General features: G+C 43.1%; 14 protein-coding genes. 12 read left to right on the forward strand and 2 right to left on the reverse strand.

The window, feature by feature from the left end:
• Window positions 1-156 precede the first annotated feature (156 nt).
• The 6 genes from ABFG93_RS14875 to ABFG93_RS14900 all read left to right on the forward strand — a co-directional run bounded on the left by ABFG93_RS14875 (window position 157) and on the right by ABFG93_RS14900 (window position 5,872).
• Window positions 157-1,830 carry a glycerol-3-phosphate dehydrogenase/oxidase gene (locus tag ABFG93_RS14875; protein ID WP_347552859.1) on the forward strand — a complete coding sequence of 558 codons (1,674 nt, stop codon included), beginning with the start codon at window positions 157-159 and terminating at the stop codon, window positions 1,828-1,830.
• A 146-nt stretch (window positions 1,831-1,976) separates the two neighbouring features.
• Window positions 1,977-2,915 carry an HPr(Ser) kinase/phosphatase gene (gene hprK, locus ABFG93_RS14880; RefSeq protein WP_347548808.1) on the forward strand — a complete coding sequence of 313 codons (939 nt, stop codon included), beginning with the start codon at window positions 1,977-1,979 and terminating at the stop codon, window positions 2,913-2,915.
• 36 nt (window positions 2,916-2,951) lie between these two features.
• On the forward strand, window positions 2,952-3,764 hold the full coding sequence (gene lgt, locus ABFG93_RS14885; protein ID WP_347548809.1) for a prolipoprotein diacylglyceryl transferase: 813 nt from the start codon (window positions 2,952-2,954) through the stop codon (window positions 3,762-3,764).
• Between the two features lie 14 nt (window positions 3,765-3,778).
• Window positions 3,779-4,726, forward strand: coding sequence for a nucleoside recognition domain-containing protein (locus ABFG93_RS14890; RefSeq protein WP_347548810.1), 948 nt, complete (start codon window positions 3,779-3,781; stop codon window positions 4,724-4,726).
• Window positions 4,716-5,369 (forward strand): pyrophosphatase PpaX, encoded by a 654-nt coding sequence (gene ppaX / locus ABFG93_RS14895; RefSeq protein ID WP_347548811.1) that lies wholly within the window; start codon window positions 4,716-4,718, stop codon window positions 5,367-5,369. The genes ABFG93_RS14890 and ppaX overlap by 11 nt, the downstream gene beginning before the upstream one ends.
• Window positions 5,366-5,872 carry an acyltransferase gene (locus tag ABFG93_RS14900; protein WP_347548812.1) on the forward strand — a complete coding sequence of 169 codons (507 nt, stop codon included), beginning with the start codon at window positions 5,366-5,368 and terminating at the stop codon, window positions 5,870-5,872. The genes ppaX and ABFG93_RS14900 overlap by 4 nt, the downstream gene beginning before the upstream one ends.
• A 33-nt stretch (window positions 5,873-5,905) precedes the next feature.
• Here ABFG93_RS14900 and map read toward each other — a convergent pair whose 3' ends face one another.
• Together map and cax are read right to left on the reverse strand one after the other, a co-directional pair.
• Window positions 5,906-6,661, reverse strand: coding sequence for a type I methionyl aminopeptidase (map, locus tag ABFG93_RS14905; protein ID WP_347548813.1), 756 nt, complete (start codon window positions 6,659-6,661; stop codon window positions 5,906-5,908).
• A 176-nt stretch (window positions 6,662-6,837) separates the two neighbouring features.
• Window positions 6,838-7,908 (reverse strand): calcium/proton exchanger, encoded by a 1,071-nt coding sequence (gene cax, locus ABFG93_RS14910; RefSeq protein WP_347548814.1) that lies wholly within the window; start codon window positions 7,906-7,908, stop codon window positions 6,838-6,840.
• Window positions 7,909-8,186: 278 nt separating this feature from the next.
• Here cax and ABFG93_RS14915 point away from each other — a divergent pair, with 278 nt between their 5' ends.
• From ABFG93_RS14915 to hisA, 6 genes are read left to right on the forward strand one after another with little or no spacing between them, the layout of a single operon-like run.
• Window positions 8,187-9,368: an ATP phosphoribosyltransferase regulatory subunit gene (locus ABFG93_RS14915; protein WP_347548815.1), complete on the forward strand. Its 1,182-nt coding sequence runs from the start codon at window positions 8,187-8,189 to the stop codon at window positions 9,366-9,368.
• Window positions 9,368-10,009, forward strand: a complete 642-nt coding sequence (gene hisG / locus ABFG93_RS14920) for an ATP phosphoribosyltransferase (protein WP_347548816.1) — start codon at window positions 9,368-9,370, stop codon at window positions 10,007-10,009. Before ABFG93_RS14915 ends, hisG begins: the two co-directional genes overlap by 1 nt.
• Window positions 9,996-11,270, forward strand: coding sequence for a histidinol dehydrogenase (hisD, locus tag ABFG93_RS14925; protein WP_347548817.1), 1,275 nt, complete (start codon window positions 9,996-9,998; stop codon window positions 11,268-11,270). Before hisG ends, hisD begins: the two co-directional genes overlap by 14 nt.
• Entirely contained in the window at window positions 11,267-11,860 is a 594-nt protein-coding gene (gene hisB / locus ABFG93_RS14930; RefSeq protein WP_347548818.1) for an imidazoleglycerol-phosphate dehydratase HisB, read from the forward strand. Before hisD ends, hisB begins: the two co-directional genes overlap by 4 nt.
• Window positions 11,861-12,493: an imidazole glycerol phosphate synthase subunit HisH gene (gene hisH, locus ABFG93_RS14935; protein WP_347548819.1), complete on the forward strand. Its 633-nt coding sequence runs from the start codon at window positions 11,861-11,863 to the stop codon at window positions 12,491-12,493.
• A gap of 1 nt (window position 12,494) precedes the next feature.
• On the forward strand, window positions 12,495-13,214 hold the full coding sequence (hisA, locus tag ABFG93_RS14940; RefSeq protein ID WP_347548821.1) for a 1-(5-phosphoribosyl)-5-[(5-phosphoribosylamino)methylideneamino]imidazole-4-carboxamide isomerase: 720 nt from the start codon (window positions 12,495-12,497) through the stop codon (window positions 13,212-13,214).

The following is a 13,214-nucleotide window of genomic DNA, read 5'->3' on the forward strand; positions in this document are numbered from 1 at the left end:
TGTGTTGTGGTCTTTTTTTGTACTCTGTTCGGTTTTTTATGTCCGGCAACTATATGCTTAGTGAACCGTGATTAAGGGGTAAAGTAAAGAAGAGAGTTAATTTCAAAACGAAACGTTAATTTTGCAATTTTCCATACAATCTAAGGGAGTGTGATCATCTTGGTTAAACCATTTTCAGGATTACAAAGAGGCGTTGTACTTGATCAAATCGTATCGGAGGAACTGGATGTACTTGTTGTCGGTGGTGGGATAACAGGAGCAGGTATTTTGCTTGATTCTGCATCACGAGGAATGAATGCAGCGGTAATTGAAATGCAGGATTTCGCGGCTGGTACGTCAAGCAGGTCTACAAAGCTCGTCCACGGAGGACTTCGTTATCTGAAGAATTTAGAGATTGGCCTTGTTGCTGAAGTAGGGAAAGAGCGTGCGATTGTCTATGAGAATGCACCGCACGTTACAACACCTGAGTGGATGCTTCTCCCAATTATAAGAGGTGGTACCTTTGGGAAATTTTCTACCGGAGCGGGTCTTGCTCTCTATGATCGATTAGCAGGAGTTAAACGAAAAGAAAGAAGAAGTATGCTCTCCAAGAAAGAAACATTAAACAAAGAACCGCTCCTTCGTAAGAGTGATGTTAAAGGCGGAGGATATTACGTTGAGTACCGCACAGATGATGCTCGCCTTACACTTGAAATCATGAAAGAAGCTGTTCATCGTGGAGGAAAAGCAGTTAACTATGTGAAAGCGGAGCAGCTTTTATATGAAAATGGCAAAGTAGTCGGTGTCCGTGCTAAAGACGTGATTACAGGAGAAACTCGTGAAATTCGCGCTAAAAAAGTAGTCAATGCCGCTGGTCCATGGGTAGATGAGATCCGTGAGCTAGATCAGTCAAAAAAAGGAAAGCATCTTTTCTTAACAAAAGGTGTTCACCTTGTGTTTGATCAGTCTAAATTTCCACTACAGCAGGCAGTCTACTTTGATACACCATTCGAGGATGGAAGAATGATGTTCGCTATTCCTCGTGCTGGTAAAACGTATATTGGTACGACGGATACTAAATATTCTAAGAATCCAGTGCACCCGCAAATGACTGTTGAAGACCGTGATTATATTGTGGATGCTGCTAATTATATGTTTCCTGGCATTAACCTTACCAAAGATGATGTGGAATCCAGCTGGTCAGGTGTACGCCCATTGATACACGAGGAAGGGAAAGATCCATCTGAAATTTCTCGTAGAGATGAAGTTTTCCTATCTGATTCAGGGTTAATTACAATTGCAGGTGGAAAATTAACAGGCTATCGTAAAATGGCTGAAAAAGTGATTGATCTTATCGCTGATCAATTTAAAGAAGAGAAGCACGGGAAGTTTCCGGCATCTTCTACGAAAAACATGATTCTTTCTGGAGGAAATGTTGGAGGTAGTAAAGGATTTAAAGCATATGCTAAGGAACAGGTGCGTCGTGGGACAACACTTGGGTTAACCGTCAATGAAGCTGAAACTCTTGTTCATCGCTATGGATCAAACATTGAGCGGATTTACCAGATCATTGAAACGATAGGGACAGAAGCAAGTTTCCACCATTTAAGTCTTGAAGTATTCTCAACGCTTATCTATGGCATTGAAGAAGAGATGGTTGCTACACCTCTTGATTACTTCAATCGAAGAACGAGTGCGCTTTACTTCGACATTGATTGGGTGCGTCGCTGGAAAGAGCCTGTGGTCGAATACATGGCGAAACGACTAAACTGGTCAAATGAAGTGAAAGAAGCTCATCTTCAAGATCTTGATCAGCAAATTCATGATGCAGTCGTTCCGTTGAAAGTGTAAAAGAGAAGCAAATTGGGAGAAGCCGCTGAAGCGGCTTCTTTTTTTTAATGGGGTCAGACACGTGTCTGACCCCCATTCAAAATGGTACAATAGGAAATAGTTGAAATTGAACTGTGGTTTGCGGTTCTTACATAGGAGGTTCACGAATGGTTAAAGTTCGCATGAAGGATATTATTGAGAAGTTTGGTCTTGAGCTCGTGAGTGGTGAGGAAGGGATCCATCGTCCGATCACGACGAGCGACATTTCACGCCCAGGTCTTGAAATGGCGGGTTTTTTCACTTATTATCCGGCTGGTCGACTGCAATTACTTGGAAAAACAGAGATGTCATTCTTTAACGGCCTAACTGATGAGCAGAAGAAGGAGCGGATGGAGAAGCTCTGTACAGAAGAAACGCCAGGTATCATTATTTCACGAGAAATGGATGTTCCTGAAGAACTAGTTAACTCTTCAAAAGGCAATGATGTTCCTATTTTACGTTCAAATATGACAACGACTCGATTAAGCAGCCGTTTAACAAACTACCTTGAAAGCCAGCTTGCTCCAAATACGGCAATTCATGGTGTATTAGTTGATATTTACGGTGTAGGTGTTCTCATTACAGGTTCAAGTGGTGTTGGTAAAAGTGAGACGGCGCTCGAGCTCGTCAAACGAGGTCATCGTCTAGTAGCGGATGATTCCGTTGAAATTCGTCAAGAAGCTGAAAATACCCTTGTTGGTAGTGCACCTGAATTAATTCAGCACCTTCTTGAAATACGTGGATTGGGCATCATCAACGTTATGACCCTCTTTGGTGCAGGAGCGATTCGAAATTACAAAAAAATCTCCCTCGTGATGAATCTTGAATTATGGGATTCCACCAAAGTCTATGATCGACTTGGACTTGAGGAAGAATATATGAAAATTATTGACTCAAACATTCCAAGACTTGTGGTACCGGTTCGCCCTGGACGTAACCTTGCCATTATCATTGAAGTGGCAGCCATGAATTTCCGGTTGAAGAATATGGGAATGAATGCAGCAAAACAATTCTCTGAAAGACTAACAAGAGAAATAGAAGATGGGGATGAACACGATAGTATCTAATCTTAATTTGTTAATGGATAAAGGAGAGACAACTACATGCTAGCTTCGATACAGCCGCTTGATCGAGTCGCCCTTGAGCTTGGACCGATCTCGATTTACTGGTACGGCATTATTATTGCATTCGGCGCCTATCTCGGATTGCTTCTTGCAGTGAGAGAAACGCAGCGACAGGGGCTTCCGAAAGAAACGTTTGTTGATTTAATCCTTTGGGCTGTCCCGATTGCTATCATTTCAGCTCGTATCTATTATGTAATTTTTCAGTGGAGCTATTACAAAGACAATCCTGGTGATATTTTTGCCATTTGGGAAGGCGGCATCGCGATCCATGGGGCGCTAATTGGTTCTGTTATAACAGGCATTGTGTTTACTAGAAAGCGAGGCATTTCTTTCTGGAAAATAGCTGATATTGCTGCACCTAGCATTCTTCTTGGTCAGGCAATTGGCCGCTGGGGGAATTTCATGAATCAGGAAGCCCATGGTGGTCCTGTTACAAGAGAGTTTCTTGAAAATTTGATGTTACCGGACTTTATTGTCAATCAGATGTATATAGAGGGAACCTATTACCACCCAACATTTTTGTACGAGTCACTCTGGAATATAGCAGGGGTTATCTTGTTAATTCTTTTACAAAGAACGTCTCTTAAACGGGGAGAGATCTTCCTTTCCTACGTGATCTGGTATTCTGTCGGCCGATTCTTTATTGAAGGGCTTCGGACCGATAGCCTGATGCTTACGGAAACCCTTCGAGTAGCTCAGGTAATTTCTGTTGTGCTTGTAATATTAGCGATTACACTCATTGTCTATCGACGCATAAAAGTTAAACCAAAGCCTTATAACGAAAAAGGATAAAAGGAGGCGATTGAATGGGCACGTTACGACGGGGTTTGAAAGCGGGTTTTCAAACAACATGGGAGCTTGGGAAAATTATTTTTCCGATTACGCTTGCAGTTACCATCCTTCGCTATACTCCTGTCCTTGAATGGATTATTGGTATCATCGAACCTGTGATGAAGTGGCTGGGACTGTCAGGTGAGGCAGCCATTCCACTTGTTATCGGGAACTTTCTTAACCTGTATGCTGGTATAGGTGCGATCCTCACACTTGATCTTTCAGTAAAAGAAGTTTTTATTCTAGCCGTTATGCTATCGTTCTCACATAATTTGCTGATTGAATCAGGAGTGGCAGCTAAAGTTGGGGTTAAGCTCTGGGTTATTCTAACTGTCAGGATTGGCCTTGCGTTTCTATCCGCATTTGTGATTAATCTCGTCTGGCACGGCGGAAGTGAGCAGGCTGTTTATGGGCTTGTTTCAAAAACAAGTGAGGAAGTTAGCGGCTGGGGAGCTATCATTCTCCAGGGTCTTGAGAAGGCATCGTTTGGTGTCCTGCAGCTTGCACTCATCGTTATACCGCTCATGATCTTTATTCAAATTATGAAAGACTTTTCCTGGCTTCAAACGTTTTCTCGGTGGATGGCACCGGTCACAAGAAGTCTTGGGATGAAAGAGAATACATCAACAACACTTGCAGCAGGTCTTGTTTTTGGTCTAGCATATGGGGCTGGTGTCATGATTCAAGCTGTTAAAGAAGATGGCGTTGAGAAAAAAGATCTTTATTTAGCGTTTATTTTCCTTGTAGCCTGTCATGCTGTTATTGAAGATACGCTTATCTTTATTCCACTTGGCATTCCTGTTATCTGGCTGCTTCTTGTTCGACTAGTGACGGCCATCATTCTCACGATCGTCGTCTCTATCGTCTGGAAACGACGTGAAATTAGCGCTTCAAACAGAAAGGAACCATCGTATGAACATTAATAATATTAATACTATTCTATTTGATTTAGACGGCACACTAATCAATACCAATGATCTCATTATGGCTTCGTTTAAACACACGTTCGAACACTATTATCCTGGACGATATAGTGATGAAGAATTAGTTGGTTTTATTGGAGAACCGCTCTACCATACATTTGAAAAGCACGATGAAAACCTTGCAGAAGAGATGGTAGCCTTTTATCGTAAACACAACATTGAAAACCATGACAAACTTGTAACCGAGTTTGATGGGGTTTTTGAAACAGTAAAAACGTTATCGGAAAATGGCTATAAGATGGCTATTGTAACGTCTAAAATGAGAAACACAGTGGAAATGGGATTAAAACTAACACAGCTTGATCAGTTCTTCCCGGTTGTGATCACAGTAGATGAAGTAGAGAATCCGAAACCACATCCTGAACAGCTTGAAACCGCGATGAAGAAGCTAAGCGCGGTGCAGAGTGAAACCCTTATGGTAGGTGACAGTCAGTATGACATTCTTGGCGGTCAAAATGCCGGGGTAGCGACAGTTGGCGTATCCTGGACAATTAAAGGCCGTGATTTTCTATCATCCTATAAGCCTGATTATATGATTGATCATATGGCTGAGCTTCTTTCCATTGCTGGAGTAAACCAGTGAGAAAGACGGAGCGGTATCCTGTAACTGGAAGTAATGCGCTCTGGCAAATTTACAAAACCGTTCCTTTCTGGAAGGTGGTTAAAAATTTTATCATTATTCAGGTTGCTCGTTATACGCCATTCATTCCCGTTAAGAACTGGTTATATCAAACGTTTCTTGGCGTGAAAATTGGGGATCAGACTGCTTTTGCATTAATGGTAATGCTTGACATCATGTTTCCAGAAAAGATTTCTGTCGGTAAAAATTCGATAATTGGCTACAACACAACCATTCTTGCTCATGAATATTTAATTGATGAGTATCGGCTTGGAGATGTGGTGATCGGGGATAGGGTCATGATTGGCGCAAACAGTACGTTGCTCCCTGGCATTACGATCGGTGATGGGGCGATTGTTTCAGCAGGGACTCTTGTGCATAAAAGTGTTCCCGCTGGAGCTTTTGTTGGTGGCAATCCAATGCAGTTGATTTACACGAATGAAGAACGTGCAAAGCATGAACTATAAAACCCGTAGCCAGTATCGGCTGCGGGTTTCGTGTTATTGATCTCCCTGATCTGTTAGAATAACGGGGCCATCTTTTGTAATAGCAAGTGTATGCTCGTATTGTGCTGAAGTGGAGCCATCCACTGTGCGGGCCGTCCAACCGTCTTCGTCAATCGTGCTGAATGGTCCGCCAATGTTAAGCATTGGTTCAATGGTGATAACCATTCCTTCTTTTAGACGTGTTCCTGTACCAGGTTCGCCGAAATGAGGAATCATTGGTTCTTCGTGAAGGGTCGGTCCGATGCCATGCCCTGTGAAATCGCGCACAACGCCAAATCCTTCTGCTTCAGCATATTTCTGAATGGCGTGGCCGATATCTCCGATGCGATTACCAATCACTGCCTTCTCAATGCCAAGATAAAGTGATTTTTTTGTTGCTTCAAGTAGATGCTGTTTTTCATCTGAAATGGAGCCTACCGCATAGGTCCATGCAGAATCTGCAAGAGCGCCATTCAAGTTCACAACCATATCAATCGTGACAATATCTCCCTCTTTTAGCTTCCGGCTCCCGGGGAACCCGTGGCAGATGACATCATTTACAGACGCACACGTTGCATAAGGATAGTCCATGTATCCTTTTTGTTCAGGGGTCGCACCGTGTTCTTCAAGAAAGTACTCGACAAAATCATCAATCTGCTTCGTGGTAACGCCTGGTTTGATGATGTTGCGAAGTTCTTTATGACAGTCTGCAAGAATCTGTCCGGCTTCTTTCATTAATTGAATCTCTCGCTTTGTTTTACGGTGAATCATGTTTTCGCCTACTTTCTAGGGATTGTTTAATGCTTATAAAGTTAAAGTGAAATAAATGATTAAATGGTTTAGGGGAAACACGGAATTTAATCTTAATCCGGATTTTTTATACGGTATGCTGTATAACTTCCCTCAGTTACTGTAACAAAAAAGCCCGCAAATTGCAGGCTTTGTGATTAAAGTAAATAAAATCCGATTCCCATGATCAGGTATGCGGCAAGCAGAGTAGCACCTTCGAACCAGTTTGTTTCTCCATCATTACTGATAACAATTGTGAGAAGAACGGCTGTTACCATTGTAACTAACTCTGGAAGGGTGAAGACGAGCGGCATCTGCACCGGGAAGAAGAGGGATATAAGAACAAGGATTGGTGCCACAAACATCGCAATCTGAAGGGTTGATCCAATCGCGATTTCAACCGCTATGTCCATTTTGTTTTTATAAGCCATAATGATCGCAGAGGCGTGTTCCGCTGCATTACCAACAATCGCAACAATAATAACCCCTATGAAAAGTTCACTCCATCCAAATGTTTCGCCAACGGTTTCAAATGTATGAACGAGACTTTCTGATACATATGCTACGGCTGCTGTAGAAAGCGCTAAAACGAACATCGCTTTCTTTTTACTCCATTCAGGTTCCTCCTTATGATGCTCACCCTCATGTTCACTTACATGCTGGTAAACACCTCGATGGGTAACAAGCTTGAACAAAAGAGCAGCAATATAAAGAACGATTAATATGACCGAAATTCCTATGCTTAAGTTGATTGCTTCGGCATCATTCATCCCCATCGCAAATACTTCAGGAATAACAAACGCTACAATGACTCCGAACATTAATAGCCCGGAATTATGTCTTGCGTCATAAACGTTAAATTTCTGGCGTTTAAATTTCACGCCACCAACAAAGAATGACAAACCGGCAACGAGAAGCAGGTTTCCGAGCACCGAACCTGTTAAGGAAGCGAGCACAATTTCAATTAATCCTTCCTTTAATGCAAAAATGGAAATGATAAGTTCAACTGCATTCCCAAAAGTTGCGTTCAATAATCCACCGATCCTTGGTCCTGAAATGATGGCAAGACTTTCTGTCGCCCTGCCCATATATGCAGCAAGTGAAACGATTGTTAAACAATACACAACAAACATCAGGGTTTGCGACCAGTGTAAGAGACTGCCTGCGACTGACAGGGGAACACCAATGATGACTAAGAAAAAGAAAATTTTATTTACCACGTGACACATCCTCTCAATTTTAATCCCTCTTAAAAGTGCTTGGGTTGAAATGGTCTGTTATGAATAGGTTAACCTGTTTCTATTATAGTTTTCATTTATTGGAAAGGAAAGTTGATTTCACGTCAGGATCTAAAGAATTGAAGGGGAATACCGTACGAGTACAGAAAAAGGGTAAAGGGAATAATGCGCTCATACTGGTTGACGAAAATTTTATAGGCGTGTACACTACAAATAACTTCATCTTGTTAGTATGTTAGCGAACTAAAGTGAATGAGAGGTGCAGATCAATGACAAGACCTTTTGTATTTGAAAAGCCACTTGGTATGCGGGATACGCTACCATTATTATACAAATTTAAAGCATCAATCCGTGAAAAGATCCAGCATGTAACGGAAACGTGGGGTTACCGTTTTATGAATACACCTGCACTTGAGTATTATGAAACAGTTGGGGAAGCTTCAGCTATCCTTGATCAACAGCTTTTCAAGCTACTTGATCAGCGCGGCAACACTCTTGTGCTTAGACCCGACATGACAGCTCCAATCGCTCGAGTTGCAGCATCTAGTTTGAAGAAAGAGCCATTTCCATTACGTCTTGCATACGATTCAAACGTGTTTCGCGCGCAGGAAGACGAAGGTGGAAAACCGGCTGAATTTGAACAAATCGGTGTGGAACTAATCGGTGATCGAACCACAAGTGCTGATGCGGAGGTTATCGCTCTAATGGCTGCTGTATTAAAAGAAGCAGGTCTTAAAGATTTCCAGATTGCCATTGGGCACGTTGGCTTTATTCAAGAGCTCTTTCTGTCGATTGTAGGTAATGAGGATCGTGCTGCGGTTCTTCGACGCTACTTATATGAAAAAAACTATGTTGGCTATCGTCAGCATGTACGTGAAATGCCGCTTTCAACCATTGATCAAAAAAGATTGATAGGCCTCCTAACGCTTAGAGGAGATGGCTCTAAATTAAATGATGCGATTGAACTTCTTCCTACGGAAGCTGGCGAACACGTATTGAATGAACTTCGGACACTCTTGAATACGCTTGAAACCTATGGAGTAGCCGATCAGGTGAAGTTTGACTTCACTCTCGTCAGCCATATGAGCTATTACACTGGAGTCGTATTCGAAGGATATGCAAATGATCTTGGCGTGCCTTTAAGTAACGGTGGACGCTACGATGAACTACTCTCCCACTTTGATCGGCCCGCTCAGGCAACTGGGTTTGGAATTCGCCTCGACCATCTTGCTGAAGCGCTAGGTGTTACTGGTGATGAAAGATTACCGAATGCAATTATTTTTAGTCCAGAACGCCGAAAAGAAGCCATTCAACAGGCTTCTAAAAGAAGAGCGCAGGGTGAAAAAGTTGTTATGCAGGAGTTAAGCGGAGTCTCAGATCTTGATACTTACTCAGAAAGGTTCGAAGACGTCGTTTATATGATTGGTAAGAACGGAAAGGGGACATTGTAATGCTGACGATGGCCATGCCAAAGGGGCGGATTTTTGAAGAAGCAGTTGAATTGCTTCGCAAAGCTGGTTATAAACTGCCTCTGGAGTTTGATGATTCTCGTAAATTAATTCTAGAGATTGAAGAAGAAAACATCCGCTTTATTCTCGCAAAGCCGATGGATGTCCCTACATATGTAGAACACGGTGTAGCAGATGTTGGTATCGCAGGTAAAGATGTCATGCTTGAAGAGGAACGAAACGTCTATGAAGTGCTTGATCTTAAAATCAGCGGTTGCTACCTTGCTGTTGCAGGTCTTTCCGATGCGCCAATAAAAGGGATTGCGCCTAAAATCGCTACGAAATACCCGAACGTTGCCTCGAATTATTTTCGTGAGCAGGGAGAGCAGGTTGAGATTATTAAGTTGAATGGATCGATTGAGCTTGCGCCTTTAATCGGTCTTGCTGATCGTATCGTCGATATCGTTTCAACAGGTAGAACTTTAACTGAAAACGGACTAATGGAAACGGCTTTTATTGAGCCGATTACCTCGCGTTTTATCGTGAACCCTGTAAGCTATCGAACAAAAGACGCTATCATTGATGATATGGTCGAACGCCTTTCTGCCGTTGTAGAAGGAGGCAGTGAAGATGAAGATCATTAAGATGAATGATGGGATTTCCATTAAGCGTTCCATTGAAGAAGGAACAGAGGACCAGCGCGAGGCTGTTCTAACGATTCTTGAAGAGGTCAAAGCAAACGGCGATGAAGCGGTAAGAACGTTCACAAAAAAGTTTGACGGCGCCGCTTTAGATAGTCTCCGTATTACTGAACATGAGATTAAGCAGGCGTATAGCGAGTTATCAGACATGCTTGTGTCAACAATTAGAGATGCGGCAGCGAATATCAAAACATTCCACGATCGCCAGCGCCGTGAATCATGGTTTACAACGTCAGAGGATGGTACGTTGCTTGGTCAGAAGGTAACACCTCTTGATTCTGTAGGTGTTTACGTCCCCGGTGGTAAAGCAGCATACCCATCATCCGTGCTTATGAATGTGATTCCAGCAAAGGCCGCCGGAGTTTCAAGAATTGCGATGGTTACTCCACCTGATGCCAATGGAGTAGTACCAGCCGGTGTTCTTGTTGCAGCGAATGAAGTCGGTGTGACGGAAATTTTCAAGATTGGGGGAGCGCAGGCTGTTGCGGCGCTCGCATATGGAACTGAAACGATTGAGCAGGTTGATAAAATCGTAGGTCCTGGCAATATATATGTAGCGCTCGCAAAACGAGAAGTGTTTGGAATCGTTGATATTGATATGATAGCTGGACCGAGTGAGATTGTCGTGCTCGCTGATGGTACAGCGAACCCTGCCTATGTCGCGGCTGACCTTTTATCACAGGCAGAACACGATGAGCGCGCAAGTGCCGTTCTTGTTACAACGTCTGAATCGCTTGCTGAACGTGTCCAGAATGAGGTGAAAAGGCAGCTTGAAGAGCTTCCACGTGCTGAAATAGCGTCAAAATCCATTGATGACTATGGTGCCATTTATGTAGTAGACCACATGGCTGCTGGCGTGGAGGCAGTTAATAATCTAGCACCTGAGCACCTTGAAATCATGGTCAATGAACCAATGACATTACTTGGTAAAATACGTCATGCCGGTGCTATATTTCTTGGACCATATAGCTCTGAGCCTGTTGGCGATTATTTCGCAGGACCGAACCATGTACTTCCGACGAACGGAACAGCGCGTTTTTCAAGTCCGCTTTCCGTAGATGATTTCATTAAAAAATCAAGTGTTATTTCGTACAGTAAAGAAGCGATGAAAAAGAATGGAAGCAGCATTGCAGCACTTGCGAAGCTTGAAGGTCTAGATGCCCACGCAAGAGCTGTTGAACTTCGATTGGAGGATTTGAGATGAGTGAAGAGAGAACAAGTTCCATTTCAAGAGAAACATCGGAAACATCGATTAACCTGACATTTGGCGTTGATGGAGAAGGGAACTCCGAACTTCAAACTGGAGTTCCTTTTTTAACCCATATGCTTGATCTGTTTACAAAGCATGGAAAGTTTGATTTATCCATTCAAGCAAATGGAGATACCGAAGTTGATGATCACCATACCACAGAAGATATCGGAATCTGCCTTGGTGAGGCACTAAGACAGGCGCTTGGATCGAAGGAAGGCATCAAGCGGTATGGAAATGCGTTTGTACCGATGGATGATGCGCTTGCTCAGGTAGTCGTTGATCTGAGTAATCGTCCACACCTTGAATATCGCGTAGAGCTGCCGTCCAATCAAGTGGGAACGTTTGATACGGAACTAGTACACGAATTTCTCTGGAAGCTTGCGATCGAAGCGAGAATGAACTTGCATGTCATCGTTCCGTACGGTCACAATACACACCATATTATTGAAGCGATTTTTAAAGCGCTTGGACGTGCACTTGATGAAGCAACGTTGATTGATCCACGTGTTAAAGGCGTTCCATCAACGAAGGGAATGCTGTAAATGATCGGGATTATTGATTATGGAATGGGCAATTTATATAGCGTGAGTAAGGCACTAGAACGACTTGGCTATGATTATTTTGTATCGGAAGTAGAGGAAGACCTTGCGAAAGCAACTGGACTGATTCTTCCTGGAGTAGGATCATTCCGTGATGCGATGTCGATCTTAACTGAAACCGGCTTAAGGACGTTTATCGAAAAAGAGGTAGAAGCGGGTAAGCCACTGCTTGGTATCTGTCTCGGCATGCAGCTCTTATTCGAAGAAAGTCATGAAAACGGTCATGCAGAAGGTTTTTCATTCTTACCGGGTAAAGTGAAGAAGTTTCCTGGAAAAGATGCTTCAGGTCTGACCTACAAAGTTCCGCATATGGGATGGAACAGGCTAGTTCATCAGAAAGACTCCTTTCTTATGAACGAAGTAGGAGATGAGCACGTGTATTTTGTTCACTCTTATTATGTGGATACAGACGATCGTGATGTGTTGATTGCATCAGCCGATTATGTTGAAGAAGTGCCTGCCGTTGTTGGAAAAGGAAAGGTGTTTGGCACACAGTTCCACCCTGAGAAAAGCAGCCATGCAGGGCTAACTATTCTTAAAAACTATGCACAATATGTTGAAAGGAATGAAGCTTAATATGCCAATTACCATCTACCCAGCAATCGATATGAGGGGCGGCAAGTGTGTTCGTCTTCTTCAAGGTGATTACAGTAAGGAAACAGTTTACGGTGACTCCCCTTATGATATGGCGAAAAAATTCGCAGATGATGGAGCAGAGTGGATTCACATGGTCGATCTTGACGGAGCGAGAGAAGGGAAGCGTGTGAACGACCATCATGTGCTTGAAGTGGCTAATAAGCTACAGGCGCGAGTACAAATAGGGGGCGGTATTCGTACAGAGGAAGACGTTGCCTATTATTTAGAAAATGGTGTGGATCGCATTATCCTTGGAAGCAGCGCAATTTCAGATCCTGATTTCGTGAAAAGAATGCTCGCTCGTTATAAAGAGAAAATTGCGATTGGCATTGATGCGAGAGATGGCTATGTGGCGGTCGAAGGATGGCTGAAGACTTCTGAAATCAAAGCGGTTGATCTTGGGATCGAGCTTGCTGAACACGGAGCAGAAGTGTTTATTTTTACTGATATCTCAAAGGATGGCACGCTGTCTGGTCCTAATGTGGAGGCAATTGCTGAGCTTGGTGAAGCAACAGGTAAGGAAGTAATTGCGTCAGGTGGCATTAGCAAGCTTGATGACGTAATCAGTCTTCGGAAAAGAAGTGATTCAATCAGCGGTGCAATTATCGGAAAAGCCCTCTACACGAACCAATTTACATTGAAACAGGCACTGGAGGTATAG

The organism is Pseudalkalibacillus hwajinpoensis, from assembly GCF_039851965.1.
Taxonomy (GTDB): domain Bacteria; phylum Bacillota; class Bacilli; order Bacillales; family Guptibacillaceae; genus Guptibacillus; species Guptibacillus hwajinpoensis_E.

Bases quoted from the DNA above. Each gene is read 5' to 3' on its own strand.
- hisD (WP_347548817.1), top strand. From the start codon at position 9,996: ATGAAGATCATTAAGATGAATGATGGGATTTCCATTAAGCGTTCCATT.
- ABFG93_RS14890 (WP_347548810.1), top strand. From the start codon at position 3,779: ATGGGCACGTTACGACGGGGTTTGAAAGCGGGTTTTCAAACAACATGG.
- ppaX (WP_347548811.1), top strand. From the start codon at position 4,716: ATGAACATTAATAATATTAATACTATTCTATTTGATTTAGACGGCACA.
- hisB (WP_347548818.1), top strand. From the start codon at position 11,267: ATGAGTGAAGAGAGAACAAGTTCCATTTCAAGAGAAACATCGGAAACA.
- ABFG93_RS14915 (WP_347548815.1), top strand. From the start codon at position 8,187: ATGACAAGACCTTTTGTATTTGAAAAGCCACTTGGTATGCGGGATACG.
- lgt (WP_347548809.1), top strand. From the start codon at position 2,952: ATGCTAGCTTCGATACAGCCGCTTGATCGAGTCGCCCTTGAGCTTGGA.
- hisA (WP_347548821.1), top strand. From the start codon at position 12,495: ATGCCAATTACCATCTACCCAGCAATCGATATGAGGGGCGGCAAGTGT.
- hisH (WP_347548819.1), top strand. From the start codon at position 11,861: ATGATCGGGATTATTGATTATGGAATGGGCAATTTATATAGCGTGAGT.
- cax (WP_347548814.1), bottom strand. From the start codon at position 7,908: ATGTGTCACGTGGTAAATAAAATTTTCTTTTTCTTAGTCATCATTGGT.
- hisG (WP_347548816.1), top strand. From the start codon at position 9,368: ATGCTGACGATGGCCATGCCAAAGGGGCGGATTTTTGAAGAAGCAGTT.
- map (WP_347548813.1), bottom strand. From the start codon at position 6,661: ATGATTCACCGTAAAACAAAGCGAGAGATTCAATTAATGAAAGAAGCC.
- hprK (WP_347548808.1), top strand. From the start codon at position 1,977: ATGGTTAAAGTTCGCATGAAGGATATTATTGAGAAGTTTGGTCTTGAG.